The sequence below is a fragment of the Kribbella sp. CA-294648 genome (assembly GCF_050943845.1).
Taxonomy (GTDB): Bacteria; Actinomycetota; Actinomycetes; order Propionibacteriales; family Kribbellaceae; genus Kribbella.
This window is the reverse complement of sequence record NZ_CP191981.1, coordinates 3147956-3163892: the sequence shown is the minus strand read 5'-3', so window position 1 is coordinate 3163892 and position 15937 is coordinate 3147956. Positions and strand designations below refer to the sequence as shown.

Annotated in this window: 18 protein-coding genes; 8 read left to right on the top strand and 10 right to left on the bottom strand. The window is 69.1% G+C overall.

What is annotated here, in order from left to right; translation table 11 throughout:
* Positions 1-6 precede the first annotated feature (6 nt).
* The 5 genes from ACQPYM_RS15265 to ACQPYM_RS15245 form a co-directional block, all read right to left on the bottom strand.
* Positions 7-579: an EboA domain-containing protein gene (locus ACQPYM_RS15265; RefSeq protein ID WP_433021093.1), complete on the bottom strand. Its 573-nt coding sequence runs from the start codon at positions 577-579 to the stop codon at positions 7-9.
* Complete coding sequence (locus ACQPYM_RS15260; protein WP_433021091.1) at positions 576-1400, bottom strand: sugar phosphate isomerase/epimerase family protein; 825 nt, start codon at positions 1398-1400, stop codon at positions 576-578. Before ACQPYM_RS15260 ends, ACQPYM_RS15265 begins: the two co-directional genes overlap by 4 nt.
* Positions 1397-2239: an SCO3242 family prenyltransferase gene (locus ACQPYM_RS15255; RefSeq protein ID WP_433021089.1), complete on the bottom strand. Its 843-nt coding sequence runs from the start codon at positions 2237-2239 to the stop codon at positions 1397-1399. Before ACQPYM_RS15255 ends, ACQPYM_RS15260 begins: the two co-directional genes overlap by 4 nt.
* Entirely contained in the window at positions 2233-3357 is a 1125-nt protein-coding gene (locus ACQPYM_RS15250; RefSeq protein ID WP_433021087.1) for an inositol-3-phosphate synthase, read from the bottom strand. The genes ACQPYM_RS15255 and ACQPYM_RS15250 overlap by 7 nt, the downstream gene beginning before the upstream one ends.
* A 139-nt stretch (positions 3358-3496) precedes the next feature.
* On the bottom strand, positions 3497-4813 hold the full coding sequence (locus ACQPYM_RS15245) for a YibE/F family protein (RefSeq protein WP_433021085.1): 1317 nt from the start codon (positions 4811-4813) through the stop codon (positions 3497-3499).
* A 51-nt stretch (positions 4814-4864) separates the two neighbouring features.
* On the opposite strand from ACQPYM_RS15245, the gene ACQPYM_RS15240 reads away from it, so the two are divergent.
* The 4 genes from ACQPYM_RS15240 to ACQPYM_RS15225 all read left to right on the top strand — a co-directional run bounded on the left by ACQPYM_RS15240 (position 4865) and on the right by ACQPYM_RS15225 (position 8054).
* Positions 4865-5833 (top strand): metal ABC transporter substrate-binding protein, encoded by a 969-nt coding sequence (locus ACQPYM_RS15240; protein WP_433021083.1) that lies wholly within the window; start codon positions 4865-4867, stop codon positions 5831-5833.
* Positions 5830-6588 carry a metal ABC transporter ATP-binding protein gene (locus ACQPYM_RS15235; RefSeq protein WP_433021081.1) on the top strand — a complete coding sequence of 253 codons (759 nt, stop codon included), beginning with the start codon at positions 5830-5832 and terminating at the stop codon, positions 6586-6588. Before ACQPYM_RS15240 ends, ACQPYM_RS15235 begins: the two co-directional genes overlap by 4 nt.
* Complete coding sequence (locus ACQPYM_RS15230) at positions 6585-7589, top strand: metal ABC transporter permease (protein ID WP_433021079.1); 1005 nt, start codon at positions 6585-6587, stop codon at positions 7587-7589. Before ACQPYM_RS15235 ends, ACQPYM_RS15230 begins: the two co-directional genes overlap by 4 nt.
* Positions 7590-7658: 69 nt before the next feature.
* Positions 7659-8054: a Fur family transcriptional regulator gene (locus ACQPYM_RS15225; RefSeq protein WP_433021077.1), complete on the top strand. Its 396-nt coding sequence runs from the start codon at positions 7659-7661 to the stop codon at positions 8052-8054.
* Between the two features lies 1 nt (position 8055).
* On the opposite strand, the gene ACQPYM_RS15220 is transcribed toward ACQPYM_RS15225, so the two are convergent.
* Together ACQPYM_RS15220 and ACQPYM_RS15215 are read right to left on the bottom strand one after the other, a co-directional pair.
* Complete coding sequence (locus tag ACQPYM_RS15220; RefSeq protein ID WP_433021075.1) at positions 8056-8661, bottom strand: MBL fold metallo-hydrolase; 606 nt, start codon at positions 8659-8661, stop codon at positions 8056-8058.
* The gene (locus ACQPYM_RS15215; RefSeq protein ID WP_433021072.1) at positions 8661-9755 is read right to left on the bottom strand and encodes an S-(hydroxymethyl)mycothiol dehydrogenase; all 1095 of its coding nucleotides are present in this window, start codon (positions 9753-9755) and stop codon (positions 8661-8663) included. Before ACQPYM_RS15215 ends, ACQPYM_RS15220 begins: the two co-directional genes overlap by 1 nt.
* Before the next feature lie 151 nt (positions 9756-9906).
* Between ACQPYM_RS15215 and ACQPYM_RS15210 the strand changes: the two genes are divergently transcribed.
* Genes ACQPYM_RS15210 through ACQPYM_RS15200 form a run of 3 tightly spaced genes read left to right on the top strand, consistent with a single transcriptional unit; the run spans position 9907 to position 12884 of the window.
* Entirely contained in the window at positions 9907-10791 is an 885-nt protein-coding gene (locus ACQPYM_RS15210; RefSeq protein ID WP_433021069.1) for an ABC transporter ATP-binding protein, read from the top strand.
* Entirely contained in the window at positions 10788-11630 is an 843-nt protein-coding gene (locus tag ACQPYM_RS15205) for an ABC transporter permease (RefSeq protein ID WP_433021066.1), read from the top strand. The genes ACQPYM_RS15210 and ACQPYM_RS15205 overlap by 4 nt, the downstream gene beginning before the upstream one ends.
* A gap of 45 nt (positions 11631-11675) precedes the next feature.
* Positions 11676-12884, top strand: coding sequence for a sensor histidine kinase (locus tag ACQPYM_RS15200; RefSeq protein WP_433021063.1), 1209 nt, complete (start codon positions 11676-11678; stop codon positions 12882-12884).
* Between the two features lie 36 nt (positions 12885-12920).
* On the opposite strand, the gene ACQPYM_RS15195 is transcribed toward ACQPYM_RS15200, so the two are convergent.
* Positions 12921-14117: an RNA-guided endonuclease InsQ/TnpB family protein gene (locus ACQPYM_RS15195; protein WP_433021060.1), complete on the bottom strand. Its 1197-nt coding sequence runs from the start codon at positions 14115-14117 to the stop codon at positions 12921-12923.
* A 107-nt stretch (positions 14118-14224) separates the two neighbouring features.
* On the opposite strand from ACQPYM_RS15195, the gene ACQPYM_RS15190 reads away from it, so the two are divergent.
* Positions 14225-14866, top strand: coding sequence for a response regulator (locus ACQPYM_RS15190; protein ID WP_433021057.1), 642 nt, complete (start codon positions 14225-14227; stop codon positions 14864-14866).
* Between the two features lie 63 nt (positions 14867-14929).
* Here the strand turns inward: ACQPYM_RS15190 and ACQPYM_RS15185 are convergent, their stop codons facing one another.
* Both ACQPYM_RS15185 and ACQPYM_RS15180 read right to left on the bottom strand, forming a co-directional pair.
* The gene (locus ACQPYM_RS15185) at positions 14930-15766 is read right to left on the bottom strand and encodes a hypothetical protein (protein WP_433021055.1); all 837 of its coding nucleotides are present in this window, start codon (positions 15764-15766) and stop codon (positions 14930-14932) included.
* Positions 15766-15918: a hypothetical protein gene (locus ACQPYM_RS15180; RefSeq protein ID WP_433021052.1), complete on the bottom strand. Its 153-nt coding sequence runs from the start codon at positions 15916-15918 to the stop codon at positions 15766-15768. Before ACQPYM_RS15180 ends, ACQPYM_RS15185 begins: the two co-directional genes overlap by 1 nt.
* Between the last annotated feature and the right edge of the window lie 19 nt (positions 15919-15937).

Genomic DNA, 15937 nt, shown 5'->3' with positions numbered 1-15937 from the left:
CACCTCTCAGGACGGACGGCGGAGGTAGCTCTCGAGGTCGGCGGGCAGGTCCCGGCCGGCGGCGGTGCGTTCTGCGGCGAAGCCGGCCATCATCCGGAGCAACTCGTCGTCCAGCCGCTCCGGGAGACCGTCGACGAGCGCCAGCGGGATGCCGGCGAAAACACATTTCAGGACGGCTTGACGGAAGGCCTGCTCCGGCAGGTGATGGGTCGCGTACGGACCGAGCGCTGTCGCGATCAACCGCTGGTCGTTGGTGCGAATCGCATCCTCGACCAGGCCGACAGCCTTGTCCTGGAGGGCATCGGCAACCTCCTTGACCGACAGGGCCCGCAGGACGGCGATCTTCTCGGCGGCGTCGCCGTGGCGGTAGAGGTCTTGTACTTCGTCTGCTGCCGCACCGATGAGCAGGAGCGCCCGGGTCGCCTGGTCTGTCGTCCAGCTCGGGCTGATTCGGTCGCGGCCGACTTTGCGGGCAGCTGCCGGGAAGGTTGTGGCCAAGGGCCGCCGCCGCACCTCCGCCAGCCAGCTGCGCGCCGCTGGTGGAAGGAGTTCCTTCAGGGCCTCCGCCTCGTGCATCATGCGGACGCCTGGCGAAGGAAGGCGAGCGAGTCGCGGGCGATGGTGGGGGCGGCATGGGAGTGGCGTGGGAGCTCCACGGCCACCAGTCCGGCGTACCGGATGTCGCGGAGGGCTTGGAATACGGGTGGGAAGTCGACCTCGCCGGTGCCGAACTCGAGGTGCTCGTGGACGCCTCGGCGCATGTCGTCGATCTGCACGTTCACCAGGTACGGCGCTGCCGTGGTGACGCAGGCCGGCGGGGATTGTGGCTCGTTGCAGACCAGATGGCCGATGTCGAGGGTCAGCCCGAGGGTTCTGCTGCCGACCTCGGCCTGGAGTTTCAGGTAGCCGGCCAGCTCGTCGACCAGCATGCCGGGCTCTGGTTCGAGGGCCAGCTGGACGCCGCGGTCGGCGGCGTACTGGGTGAGGTGGTTGCAGGCGGCAACGAGTCGTTGCCAGCCGAGGCCGGGGGCGACATCGGCCGGGAGGATGCCGGACCAGAAGGAGACGGCCTCCGCGTCCAGGTCGGCGGCGATGTCCATGGCACGTTCCAGCAGGGCGATGCGCTGGCCGGCACCGGTGCTGTGCAGGAGGGTCGGCTCGTGTTTGCGGTACGGGTCGAGGACGTAGCGGGCGCCGGTCTCGATCACCACGGAAAGGTTGTACTGGGCAAGCAAGTTGGCGACTTGGGCGGTGCGCTGGCGGAGGTCGGGAGCGAAGGGGTCCAGGTGGTTGTGGTCGATGGTGAGCGCGACCCCGTCGTAGCCGAGGTCAGCGATCACGGCGAGCGCCTCGGGCAGCCGGTGGTTGGCGAACCCGTTGGTGCCGTAGCCGAGCCTCATGTCGGGGAGACCTTGCGGGCCAGCACCCTGGCCAACGGAAGCGCCCCCAGCAGTCCGACTGCTACCAGAGGTGCGCCACCCCGGGCACACCAGGCCGCCTGCAACGGCACCAACCCATGGATCCCGGCTCCAACTGCTCGCCGCAGGTTGTCAGCACTCGGCTCCTTCGCTGCGGCCGACTGAGCACGCCCCACTGCCCATCCGTACAAACCAGCACCCACACCTGCCATGGCCGGCCCACGGGTAGCAGTTGCGGCGGTTATGGCTGTGGTGATGGCCAGGGCCGCGCGGGAGGGGGCCGGGTTGGCGCCGTGGACTTCGCCGCGGGAGAGGACGGTAGTGGCCAGGATGTGGGTGCCTATGGCCACGGCGGGGCGGAGGGCCGCGCAGGGGTTCGGGGCGGCGCCTACCAGGACGTTGAGGGCGCGGGCGGTTGCCATGACGACAGGACCGGCGGGGGTGTTCTTGGCAGCCAGGTCGTAGGTCCATGCGGTGGCTGCAACGAGGGCCGACGCACGGAGGGTGGCGCGACCGCCAGAGAGGGCTGAGAGGGCCAGGCCTGTTGCGGTGAGCGCTGAGGCGAGTGTCAGCGCAGTACGGGGTGTGACTCGTCCTGACGGGATGGGGCGCTCTGGGCGTTCGGTGGCGTCCAGGTCGCGGTCGGACCAGTCGTTGAGGGCCATGCCGGCCCAGTAGATGGCGACCGAGGAGGCAGCCAGGCCCGCCACTCGGGCCGGGCGGAGGTTGCCGGCGGCGACCGCACCGGCCAGTACGTCGCCGGGGACTGTCAGGGCGGCCGGCGCCCGGACCAGCTCAGCCAGGTCTGCCAGCCTCAGCATGAGTGGACCCAGCGGACGAGTTCGTCGTACTGCCGGACCAGCGAGTGTTCTGTCGACTCGATCGGATCCTTGAAGTAGAACCCGAGGAAGGGCATCGCACCGACGTGCCCGCGCTCCAGGGCGAGTGCGGACAGCCGTGCGAGGTCGAGGACGAGCGGTGCGGCGAGGGCGGAGTCGCACCCCTGCCAGGTGAACTGCAGCGTCATCCGGACGCCGAGGAAACCCGAGAACAGCACGTGATCCCAAGCGGTCTTCCACTCGCCCATCGGGTCGACGTAGTCGATGTGGACGTCCCCCGCGACGTCACCGAGCAGTTCGGCCAGCGCGCGTTCCTTCGAGATGCTCTTGGACTCCGCCGCGCGCGGGTCGGCGAGCGTCGCGCCGTCACCGCCGCCGAGCAGGTTGGTCCCGGACCACGCGTGCACGGGCAGGGCCCGGGCCGCGAACATCGGAGCCAGGATGCTCTTCACCAACGTCTCCCCGGTCTTCGCGTCCTGCCCGCCGTACGGCAGGCCTTTCTCGATCGCCCACTCGCGGACAGCGACCGGCCGGATCGAGGTCGACGGCGTGAAGTCCACGTACGCCGCCCCTGCCTCGAACGCCGCAAGCGCACCCAGCGAGCTGGCAGGCAGCACCTCTCGCTCCCCCAACGCAGTCCGCAGCTCGGCCGGCCCCGCCACCTGTACGTCGTACGGCGCCTCGGTCGACGCCACGTTGATCGCCACCACGTGACTCAGGTCGTTGCGCAGCCGAAAGGCCCCGATGTCCTCGGCCATCCGTCGCACCACCGCGTCCTGGCCGGCAGCGGAGTCCGGCACCACCTTGATGTTGCGGTCGGCCTCGGCGAGTTCGGCGGTGATCAGGGCGTCCAGGCCGACCGGGAGGACGCCGCCGGCAACGAGGCGCTCGACCTGCTTGAGGAGCGGGGTGCCGACGACGTCGTGGCCCCCGAAGACCAGCTGGTCCAGGGGTACCAGGCCGGCGGAGGCGAAGGCCGGGAGTTCCGTGACCACTCCGGCCGGTGGGCTGCCGTGGTTCAGGGCTGCCGCGCCGGCAATGGTCGTCGTGGCGACCGATCCTCTTGCTCCGAACAGCCAGACACCAACGCGTCGACGCATCCGCGGCTCCTCACGAGTCCAGCCACGGACGGTGACCTGGGACGGACGATCCGTGACAGATCGGAACTCTAGATCGACTGCCGAACGCTTGGGAAGACGCTGTCCGAGACTTTGTTGTGTCAACCGCCGAATTCCCGGACTACGCGGAACCCCCGGATTCCCCGGCCGGCGCGGCGGAGGCCGGTTCGGCGACGAGATCGCGGGAACGGTCGGCGACGGCCATCGCGGCCAGCGCCGTGGTGAGCGGGACGGCGGCGATGATCCCGAGACTGCCGACCAGACCCCGGACGACCTCCACCGCGACGATCTCGGTGCTGAGCAGGTAGCCGGTCGAGACCCCGCCGATCGCGAACACCATCAGGATCGGCAGCGCGGCTCCGGCATAGGCGAGCACCAGCGTATTCACCACGGAGGCGACGTGCGCGCGCCCGATCCGCAGGCCGGCCCCGATCAGCGAAGCCCGGCTGGCCGCTGGATTGGCAGCGGACAGCTCCCAGACCGCACTCGCCTGGGTCACCGTCACGTCATCCAGTACGCCGAGCGACCCGATCACGATGCCGGCCACCAGCAACCCGGCGAGATCGAGATCGGGGACGTAGGCCTTGACCGCCGAGGCACCCTCACCGAGCCCGGAGAAGGCGCTGACCTTGACGAACAACCAGCCCAGGAACGCGGTCAACCCGAGCGCGGCGATCGTGCCCGCCAGCGCCACCGACGACTGCGCGTTGATGCCGTGGGTGAGATAGAGGGCGATCACCATGATCACGGACCCGCCGACGACCGCCACCAGCAGCGGATTCGACCCGTGCAGGATGGCCGGCAGGATGAACTGGGTCAGCGTCAGCGCGGTCACCCCCAGCGCGGCCAGCGCGGCGATCCCCCGCCAGCGCGACAAGGCGATCACCGCAACGGCGAAGATCACCGCCAGGGCGATCAGCGGGAAGGTCCGGTCGTGGTCGACGTACTGATAGCGCTGGGCCAGCGGTGCGCCGTCCTGCACCCCGAGGATGACCTTGCCCCCGACCTTGATCGGAACGGCCGCGTTCTTGCCCTTGGGCACCTCGACCGGGACCTCGAGGCCCTTGTCGGCACCGGGCGCGGACCGCAGCTTGACCGTCGCCTGGTCGCAGTCCTCCGGGGTCTTCGGACAGGGCTCCAGTGCCGTCACCGTGCCGCTCGCGCCGGTCTGCTGGGCCGCAGCGATCTTGGTGTCGCCACTCGGCCAGAGCACGATCATGGCGATCACGGCCGCCGCGATCAGCGGGGCCAGCACCGCCGCAACCACCACCCGGACCCGCCGGGCGACCACCGCGTCGGCGTCCACGACGGAGGTGTCGACCACCGAGTCACCATGCCCATGGCCGTGCCCGTGACCGTGGCCGCCCGGAATTTCCAGCCGGCGCCCGCGGTTCGGCTTGGTGTCGGCGCGCCGCCGTCCTACGGTCCGCTTGGCCATCGTCAACTCCCTGTTTTGACAACCATCCCCACTTAAATGAAAATGATTGTCATGAGATCTAGTTCGCGTGCTGTTGTCGCCGGGCTCGCCGCCCTGGCACTGGTAACTCTGGCAGGCTGCGGTGACGACAACCCCAGCGGCTCCGACGGCAGCAACTCCGCCGGTTCCAAGCTCGACGTGGTGGCTTCGTTCTACCCGCTCGAGTTCATCGCCAGGTCAGTGGGGGGCGATGCCGTGAACGTCACCACCCTGACCGCGCCCGGCGTCGAGCCGCACGACCTGGAGCTCACCCCGAAGCAGGTCGGTACCATCGCGGCGGCCAAGCTGGTCGTCTTCGAGAAGGGCCTGCAGCCGGCCGTCGACGAGGCGATCGACCAGAACGCCAAGTCCGCCGGCTTCGACGTCGCGCCCGCCGCCAAGCTCGAGGCCACCGGCGCCGACTTCGAGGAGCACGCGGAAGGCGAGGAGGGCAAGGCCGGCGAGGAAGCCCACGCCGACGAGCTCGACCCGCACTTCTGGCTCGACCCGGTCCGGTACGCCGCCGTCGTCCAGGCGGTCACGGACAAGCTCGTCGCTGTCGACGCGGCCAACGCCGCGGGCTATCAGGAGCGGGCCGCCACGCTGGTCGGCGAGGTCAACAAGCTCGACACCGAGTTCAAGACCGGGCTGGCCGACTGCAAACTGAAGACGTTCGTGACGAGTCACGAGGCGTTCGCCTACCTCGCGAAGCGGTACGGTCTGACGATGGTCGGTATCGCCGGGTTCACCCCGGACGCCGAGCCGACCCCGGCGCGGATCAAGGAGGTCCAGGACATCGTGCGGAAGCAGAAGGTGACCACGATCTTCTCCGAGGAGCTCGTCAGCCCCAAGGTGGCCGAGTCGATCGCCCGCGACGTCAAGGTCAAGACCGCGGTCCTCAGCCCGATCGAGGGACTGTCGGACGCGAACTCCCAGGAGACCTACCTCACGCTGATGCGGGAGAATCTGCAGGAGCTCCGGAAGGCGAACAGCTGCGCGTGACACCACCCAGAACTGCTGAGCCAGCCGTCCAGGTCACCGATCTCTCGGTCGACCTGGGCGGTCGTCTCGTCCTGCGCGGAGCGGATCTGCAGATCCGCCCGGGCGAGGTCGTCGCGGTGCTCGGCACCAACGGCTCAGGCAAGTCCACTCTGGTCCGCACGATCGTCGGCCTGCTGCCGGCCGCTCGCGGCGAGGTCAAGGTCTTCGGTACTCCGATCCGCCGCTTCCGCCAGTGGAACCGGATCGGTTACGTACCGCAACGGATCACCGCGGCGGGCGGCGTACCGGCGACGGTCGCCGAGGTGGTCGCCTCCGGGCTGCTCTCGAAGCGGCGGTTGTTCCGGCCGCTGTCGTCGGCCGACCGGACCGCGATCACCGAGGCGCTGGAGATCGTCGACATGACCGCCCAGCGCAAGGACGGCGTCGCCGAGCTGTCCGGCGGTCAGCAGCAGCGGGTACTGATCGCCCGCGCGCTGGTCTCGGACCCCGAGCTGCTGATCCTCGACGAGCCGACCGCCGGCGTCGACCTGGCCAGCCAGGCGGTCTTCGCCGACGCCATCCGGCAGCGGGTCGCCCGCGGTACGACCGTGGTGATGGTCAGCCACGACCTGGGCCCGATGGACGCGCTGATCGATCGCTCGATCATCCTGCGCCGCGGCCGGATCGTGTACGACGGACCGCCACACGCCTCGCAGACACACGCTCACGTCCACCCGCACGGGTCGGTCCACGACGAGCCGGGGTGGCTGTCATGACGATGTTCGAGCTCGAGTTCATGCAGCGTGCGCTGATCGCCGGGCTGCTCACCGGCCTGTCTGCTCCCGCGATCGGCACGTACCTCGTCCAGCGCCGACTGTCCCTGATGGGCGACGGCATCGGCCACATCGCCATCACCGGTGTCGCCCTGGGCCTGCTGACCGGTACTGCGCCGGTCCTGACCGCGATCGTGGTCGCGATCCTCGGTGCGACCGCTATTGAGCTGGTCCGGGCGCGCGGCAAGGCCAGTGGCGACGTAGCTCTCGCCTTGCTCTTCTACGGCGGCATAGCGGGCGGAGTACTGCTCATCGGTTTGGCCGGGCAAGGTGCCGCAACGCTGAACACCTACCTGTTCGGCTCGCTCACCACTGTCTCCCCGTCCGACCTGTACGTCGTCGTCGGGCTCGCCGTCGCCGTACTGGTGGTGGCGATCGGCCTAGGCCCGCAACTCTTCGCGGTGTGCCAGGACGAGGAGTTCGCCCGCGTCACCGGCCTGCGGGTGCAGCTGCTCAACCTGTTGATCGCAGTGATGGCCGCTGTCACGGTGACTGTCGCGATGCGGACTGTCGGCCTGCTGCTGGTCAGCGCGTTGATGGTGGTGCCGGTGGCTACCGCGCAGCAGTTCACGCGGTCGTTCCGCAGTACCTTCGCCACTGCTAGTGCCATCGGGGTCGCGGCCTGCCTGGCCGGCATCGTCACGTCCTACAACGCCGACGTCGCCCCCGGCGCCACCATCGTCGTCCTCGCTCTGGGCGGCTTCGTGGTCGCGGCCGTCGCCGGCGCCCTGGTACGGCGTCGCCGCGGCGTCCGCGCGCCGCTGCCGGACGAGGAGCCCGAGGTCGGCCTGCCGGCTCCGGCACCGCATGTGGTGAGCACTGCCCATCAGCACGCCCACGATCCCGAGTGCGGCCACCCCAAGGTTGAGCATGGCGACCATGTCGACTACGTTCACGACGGCCACTTGCACGCGGCTCACGGGGATCATTGGGATGAGCACTGACTTGCCCGCCTCTGCGAGAATTGGCCGGGTTGCCGCGGGAATCACGGTGACGAGATGACAGGAGGAACGGTGGCCATCGGAACACGCTCGACCCGTCAGCGCGCGGCGGTCGCTTCCGTGCTCGACAATCTCGACGACTTCCGGACGGCCCAGGAGATCCACCAGGAGCTCCGGGGTGCTGGTGAGGCCGTCGGCCTGACCACTGTCTACCGGACCCTCCAGGCCCTCGCCGACTCGCACGAGGTCGACGTCCTGCGCACGGCGGACGGCGAAACGGCGTACCGGCGCTGCTCGAAGGGGCACCACCACCACCTGGTCTGCCGCAACTGCGGCCGCACCGTCGAGGTGGAGGGCCCCGCCGTCGAGCGCTGGGCCGACAAGGTCGCCGCCGAACACGGCTACGCCGACATCAGCCACACCCTGGAGATCTTCGGCACCTGCGGAGAGTGCCAGAAGCTGGTCTGACCTACTGGATCGTGAGGGACTCCGCGGCGATGGTCGTGGTGTCCCCGTGGCCGGTGTGGACGACTGTGCCGGGTGGGAGGGTGAGCAGGCGTTCGCGGATCGAGCGCAGAATCGTCGGGTGGTCGGAGTACGAGCGACCCGTGGCGCCCGGGCCGCCCTGGAACAGGGTGTCGCCGGTGAAGACCGCTTCGAGGTCCTCGCAGTACAGGGACGTGCTGCCGGGGCTGTGACCTGGTGTGTGGATCGCGCGGATCACGCTGCCGGCCACCTCGAACGTGGTGCCGTCGGTCAGGTCGTGGTCGGGAGCCTCGTCGTACAGGACCTCCCAGAGCATGCTGTCGGCCGAGCTGATCCACACCGGGCACCTGAGCGCGTCACGAACGCCGCCGACCGCGTTGATGTGGTCGTTGTGCCCGTGCGTGCAGACCAGCGCGACCACCTCGCGGTCGCCCACCGCGTCGATGATCCGCTTCGCGCTGTGCGCCGCGTCGATGATGATCACCTGGTCGTCGTCACCGACCAGCCAGACGTTGTTGTCGACGTCCCAGGTGCCGCCGTCGAGGCTGAAGGTGCCGGACGTGATGAGTCGTTCGATCCGCGCGGGCATCAGAACCGCACCACCGAACGCAGCACGTCACCGTGGTGCATCTTGGCGAAGGCCGCCTCGACCTCGTCCAGCGCGATCGTCTCGGACACGAACCTGTCCAGCGGCAACCGCCCCTGCAGATGCAGGTCGATCAGCATCGGGAAGTCGCGGCTCGGCAGGCAGTCGCCGTACCAGCTCGACTTGAGCGAACCGCCACGACCGAAGAAGTCGAGCAGCGGCATCTCGAGCGTCATGTCGGGCGTCGGTACGCCGACCAGCACCACCGTGCCGGCCAGGTCACGCGCGTAGAAGGCCTGCTTCCAGGTCTCCGGGCGGCCGACCGCATCGATCACCACGTCCGCGCCGAAGCCACCGGTGAGCTCCTGGACCGCCGCGACGACGGCGTCGTGGTCCAGTCCCTTCGAGTTGATCGTGTGCGTCGCGCCGAGCTCCTGCGCGACGTCGAGCTTGCGCTGGTCGATGTCGATCGCGATCACCCGGGCGGCTCCGGCCAGCCGGGCGCCGACGACGGCCGCAGTACCGACTCCACCACAGCCGATGACGGCGACCGTGTCACCGCGGCCGACGTTGCCGGTGTTGACTGCCGCGCCCAGGCCGGCCATCACGCCGCAGCCGAGCAGACCGGCCACCTCCGCCTTGGCCGCCGGATCGACCTTGGTGCACTGACCGGCCGCGACCAGGGTCTTCTCCGCGAACGCGCCGATGCCGAGCGCGGGCGACAGCTCGGTGCCGTCGGCAAGGGTCATCTTCTGCTTCGCGTTGTGCGTGTTGAAGCAGTACCACGGGCGCCCACGCAGGCAGGCCCGGCAACTGCCGCAAACGGCCCGCCAGTTCAGTACGACGAAGTCGCCGGGCGCGACGTCGGTGACACCCTCGCCTACTGACTCGACGATGCCGGCTGCCTCGTGCCCCAGCAGGAAGGGGAACTCGTCGTTGATCCCGCCCTCGCGGTAGTGCAGGTCGGTGTGGCAGACGCCGCAGGCCTGCACCTTCACGACTGCCTCGCCCGGACCCGGATCCGGGATGGTGATCTGTTCGATGGTCACTGGCGCGCCCAAGCTCTGGGCGACGACTCCACGCACGGTCTGACTCATCCCCCGACGCTATCCGCCGCCCCTGCCCTGCGTCAGCCCGGCAAGGCGCGTCGCTCCGGCCAATTTCGGCCACGGTGTCCACCGATCGGGGGACAGCCGGTCCGCCGTCCGACGCTCGCCGGGCAGGGTACTCCGGGGCGAAGGTTGAGGTATGACACAGACAGACAACGCGGTGCGGGTACGCGGGCTCGTCAAGCGCTACCCGGGCACGGTCGCGGTGGCGGGCGTCGATCTCGACATCCACCGGGGTGAGGTGTTCGCCCTGCTCGGGCCGAACGGCGCCGGCAAGACCACGGTCACGGAGGTGCTGGAGGGGTATCGCCGTCCCGATGAGGGTGAGATCAGCGTGCTGGGTGTCGACCCGCGCAAGGGCGACCGGACGTGGCGCAGCCGGCTGGGCATCGTGGCCCAGTCGTCCCGGGAGGAGGCGGAGCTGACCGTCGCCGAGCTGGTCAATCACTTCGCCGGTTACTACCCGGATCCGCGCGACCCCGACGAGGTGATCGCGTCGGTCGGGCTGGACGACAAGCGCAAGACCCGGACCCGGAAGCTGTCCGGCGGTCAGCGCCGCCGGCTCGATGTCGCGCTCGGCGTGATCGGCAACCCGGAACTGCTGTTCCTGGACGAGCCGACCACCGGGTTCGACCCGGAGGCGCGCCGGCAGTTCTGGACCCTGATCGAGAACCTGCGCACCGAGGGCACCACCATCCTGCTGACCACCCACTACCTGGACGAGGCCGAGCACCTGGCCGACCGGGTCGGGGTGATCGCTGACGGTCTGATGGTCGAGGTCGGCACCCCGGAGACCCTCGGCGGCCGCGGCGCCCGCACCGCGCGGGTGTCCTGGCTGGACGCCGACGGGGCGCACGAAGTACGGACCGATCAGCCGACCGCGGAGGTGGCGGCGCTGATGGCGCGGTTCGGCGGTGAGGTGCCGGAGCTGGAGGTTCGCCGGCCGAGCCTGGAAGACATCTATCTGGAGCTGATCGCGTCGGTGGGCGTCCCTGAAGAATCTCTTGAAGGAGCACTGCGATGAGTGCCGCCACCTCCCCCGTCCGCAACGTCGACGGCAAGCCGCTGCCGTCAGCGATCAAGGTCGGCGTGTCCCGGACCCAGCTGGAGGTGAAGCAGTTCTTCCGCGAGCGGGACCAGCTGATCTTCACCTTCTTCTTCCCGATCATCTTCCTGGCCATCTTCTCGGCCGTCTTCGGCGACAGCGACTTCGGCAGCGGGGTCAACGCGGCCACCTACTTCACCCCCGGGATGATTGCCTCCGGCATCTTCCTGACCAGCTTCCAGTCGCTCGCGATCACCATCGCGATGGAACGCGACGAGGACCTGCTCAAGCGGCTGCGCGGTACGCCGATGTCGCCGCAGTCCTACTTCATCGGCAAGATCGGGCTGGTCCTGGTCACCTCGATCGCGCAGTTCGGCCTGCTGCTCGCGATCTCCGGGCTGATGCTCGGCGTCGACATCCCCAGCGAGCCGTCGAAGTGGCTGAACTTCGTCTGGATCTTCGTCCTCGGCACGGCCTCCGGCTCGGCGCTGGGGATCGCGTTCTCCGTCGTACCGAGCTCCGGCAAGGCGGCCTCCGCCGTCGTCACGCCGGTGGTCCTGCTGCTGCAGTTCATCTCCGGCGTGTACTTCGTCTACAGCAGCCTGCCGTCCTGGATGCAGAACGTCGCGTCGGTCTTCCCACTGAAGTGGCTGGCCCAGGGCATGCGGTCGGTGTTCCTGCCGGACGGGTACGAGGTGAACGAGCCCGGCGAGTCCTGGCAACTCGGCCTGGGCGCGATCGTGCTGACCGTCTGGCTCGTCGTCGGCCTGATCGCCGCCCAGCGCTGGTTCCGCTGGACTCGCCGGGACGCCGGCTGACGGTTCGACCGCGGCCGGCCGCCGGCCTGGAGGAAGATGGTGACCATGGAGCAGCCGATCGAGGAGCCGGTCTGGGTTCGGACCCTGATCGGCTGGCATGTCGTCTTCTGGTCGTTGCTGCTCGTCTCGGCGGTCGCGTCGTTCCTGTCCAACCTCAGTGCCGGGCGCCGGGGCGCCTACCTGGGCGTGTTGGTGCTCCTGGCCGTCCTGTACCACCTGCTGGCCATCCCCGCGATGGAGTCGCGGCGGCGGTTGCCCTCGCACCTGTACCGGCTGCTGGTGATGCTTTGCGTCGCCACCGCGGTCGGCCTGTTCCCGCAGTCGATCTTCCTGCTGTTCATCATCGCGCCGCAGATCTGGTTGCTGAGCGAAAGCCTGCTCGACGGGGTGCTGTTCAGCCTGCTGCTGCTCCTGGCCGTCGGCACGGCTCAGCTGTGGGCGGCCGGCTGGGGCATGGAGGCGCTCCGGGAAATCCTGCCCTGGATACTGATCAGCCTCGTGGTGACCACCCTGCTCGGCGTCTGGATCGAGAAGGTGATCGAGCAGAGCGAGCAACGCGCGGATCTGATCGAGCAACTGCGGACCACCCGCGACGAGCTGGCCGAGGCGCACCACACGGCCGGGGTGATGGCAGAGCGGGAGCGGATGGCCCGCGAGATCCACGACACGCTGGCGCAGGGCATGACCAGCATCGTGATGCTCTCGCAGACCGCCGCTGTCGAGCTCTCCCGCGGTGCGGTCGATCCCGCGGCGGCTCGGCTGGCCGCGATCGAGGACACGGCTCGGGAGAATCTGGCCGAGGCCCGGGCCCTGGTCTCCGCGTTCACACCGGTGGCATTGAGCGGGGCAACCCTGGCCGAGGTACTGCGGCGGCAGGGTGAACGGTTCGCGGCCGAAACCGGAGTCGACGTACAGGTGTCTTTGGACATGGCGGATGACGAGGTGGCCGCGTTGCCGCAGGGTCAGCAGGTGGTGTTGTTGCGGGCAGCGCAGGAGTCGCTGGCGAATGTCCGCAAACATGCCGGGGCGACCCAGGTACAGATCAGACTGGGTCTGTCGGCCGATGGTGTGGCGATCGAGATCACTGACGACGGGTCGGGCTTCACGCCGTCGGCGGAGCCGTCTGGTTACGGTCTGGCCGCGATGCGTGGCCGGGTCGAGGAGTCCGGCGGGACGGTGTCGGTCGACAGCGCGCCAGGACGCGGTACAAGGGTGCAGGTACTCATCCCGGCGACGGGTCAGGAGGATTGTTGACGTCCTCCCCGTCCTGAAGGACGGGGATTCCAACTACTACGTGGAGGTAGCGTGTTGAGGTTCACGCTTCAGCGAGACCCGTGCCGGCGTCTCTCGACGTGCGTTGACGGCCCGCCCGGCCGCGATATTCACTGCCGCATTCACATCCGCGTTCGCCCGGTGTCCGCAGGCGACGCACCGGAACCCCGCTTGACTCTCACGGTTCTCCGGTACGCAATGCCCACAGACACTACAGGTCTGCGACGTGTACGCAGCCTTCACTTTCTCGACCCGGCCCGCGGCCTTGTGCTCCAGACGGGCCACCAGGTCGCCCCAGCCGTTGGCCAGGATCCCGCGGTTGAGTCCGGCCTTGGCGCGGCGGCGGTTCGGCAGGTATCCACCTGGTCGGTCGGGATCGGGTTTGGGTTTGGGGCGTCTGGTCATCTGGGCGATGTTCAGGTCTTCCACGCGGATGACGTCGAATCGTCGCGCGAGGTTGGTGCTGGTCTTCTCCACCCAGTCCTTGCGACGGTCGCCGGCACGGGCATACAGCTTGGCGATCGCGGCCTTCACCCGCTGACGGCGATTCGAGCCACGACGGCACCGGGACAGGCGGCGTTTCAGCTGCTTCAGCCGCACCTGTTCGGTCTCCGACAGACCGGGACACGACAGGAGTTTTCCGGTGGACAAAGCCGCCGACACCGTGACCCCGCGGTCCACACCGACGACCTCACCCCCACCAGGCGCGGGGATCGGCGGCGGAATGACGGTGAACGCGAGGTGCCAGCGACCCACCCGGTCACGGGTGACGCGGTAGGACCTCGCATCCGGAACGGAGCGGGTCAGCCGAAACCGCACCCAGCCAACCTTCGGCACGAGTACCGCGGCCCATTTCCGATTCAGCTTCACTATCCGGGACGCCGGGGGCCCGACGATGCGGAACCCCTCATGCACCCCCACTTTACGCCACGTCGGGCGCCGGTGAGTACCGGCGTAGAAATACCTGACCGCCTGGTCGAAGTCCCGCAGCGCCTGCTGCTGCACGGTCTGCGACCCTGCCCGCAGCCACCCGAACACTGCCCGGGCCTCGGTCAGTTGCCGTGCCTGCTCGACGTAGCCAGGCGTCGCGCCTTTGTCGCGGGTCCACATCGACCACTGCTCAAGCGCAAGGTTCCACACGTACCGGGCATGTGCGCACTGTTCCAGCAACGCAGCCTGCTGCGCGGTGGTCGGATACATCCGGAACCGGGACATACCGCCTACCCAACCAGTCGGGACCGACAGTCCCCAATCACCGAAGGGAGGCAGTCGCGGTACCTCCCCACCCTGAACAACGGGGCTTCCCCGCGACCAACCCGATGATGGTTCGCGTGCTGGTGGTGGACGACCACCCGGTGGCCCGGTCGGGGCTGATCGGGATGCTCGCGGTGACCGACGACATCGAGGTGGTCGGTGAGGCGGGTGACGGCGAGGAGGCGCTCGCGCTGGTCGAGTCCACCCGGCCGGACGTCGTCCTGATGGATCTGCGGATGCCGCGGCGCGACGGGGTGTCGGCGACGGGAGCGATCGTCTCGGGGTATCCCGAGACGAAGGTGCTGGTGCTGACGACGTACGACACGGACACCGACATCCTGCACGCCGTCGAAGCGGGGGCAGCCGGCTATCTGTTGAAGGACACTCCGCACGCCGAGCTGCTCGACGGGATCCGGGCGGCATCGCGCGGCGAGACAGTGCTGGCACCACCGGTCGCAGCCCGCCTGATGTCCCGCCTCCGTACTCCGGCCGCACCCGCCGCGGCCCAGCCGTCACCTCGCGAACTGGAGGTGCTGGCAGCGGTCGCGCGGGGGCTGAGCAACGCGGAGATCGGCCGTGAACTCTTCATCGGCGAAGCGACGGTCAAAACCCATCTGCAACGCCTCTTCACGAAGTTGGACGTCGACGACCGCACCCGCGCCGTGACAACAGCCATCGAACGCGGCCTCCTGCCGTCACCCCGCCGCTGAGTGCCGGTCATTGCTGCTCGGTGCCGCTGGCCGCCGGTGGGTGCCGTTGACTGCCGTTGGTCGCTAGCGGTCCAGGCCGCGGAGGGCGGACTGGATACCTTCGCGGTGCCGCAGGTCCTGTTCCGCGTTGCCGGCAGTGGCCCGTTGGGCTGACGGCTGGGTGGGATTCAGCCCGGCCCGTGCCGCGTTCGCCAGCTCGACGCTTCTGGCTGCCGCCTGATGAGCGTTGGGCTGGTCCTGGTCGACCTGCTTGGTCAGACTGTCGAGCCCGGCGCGAGCCGCCTTCACCTCGGTCTTCAGGTCCGAAGCTGTCGTTTCGATCGCCCCGGAGACCCGGCCGCTGTCGTCGATCGCCATCGGCCGCACCTCGAACGCGGCTGCCGTCCTGCGAGCCGTCTCCAGGCGTCCGATCGCTTGGCCGAGGCCGGTGCCGGCCGCGTCGACACCGCGCCTGAAGTTGTCCAATCTGCTCCGCAGGTTCTCGGTTTCGGGCGTCTTGCGGCCTGGCAGCCGCTCCAGCTCGTCCAGGGCCTTGGCCCCGCCCTCGAGCAGCTTCGAACTCCGCTCGATCTCCTGGCGGAGTTTGTCGAGTTCTCGCTGCGCCCCACCCAGCTGGCCCACCAGCTGACCCGCCGTCACCTGTGCGCTCCTGGACCCGCCACGAACCAGGTCATCGGCATCGTCGCGCTCGGTGCCGTTGCGCGCGACCCTGCCCCCGGCTTCCGCTTTCCGCACGTTCTTGGCGAGCTGCGGCAGCGCCCGGACGTCCTCCAGCGGGCGCCCCATCACCCGGTCGAACTCGTGCGTGGCATCGGCCACGGCCTTCATCGTCGAGTGGGCCTTCGTCAGCGAGTTCGCGATCTGATCGGTCAGCCGGACGACCTGCTCCTCGTCCGCCATCAGTGCTGTTCCCGCGTCGGTGCCGCCAGCCGCTGGTCCTCAGCCAGTGCCGCGCGGAGGATCGCCTCCACGTCGCGCACCTGCGCCTGGGCGGCCTGCAGCTCCCGCTCCACGGTCTGCGCGGCTGGCTCGTTGACCGGCTGTTCTGACACGGTTTCGCACTCCTCTTTC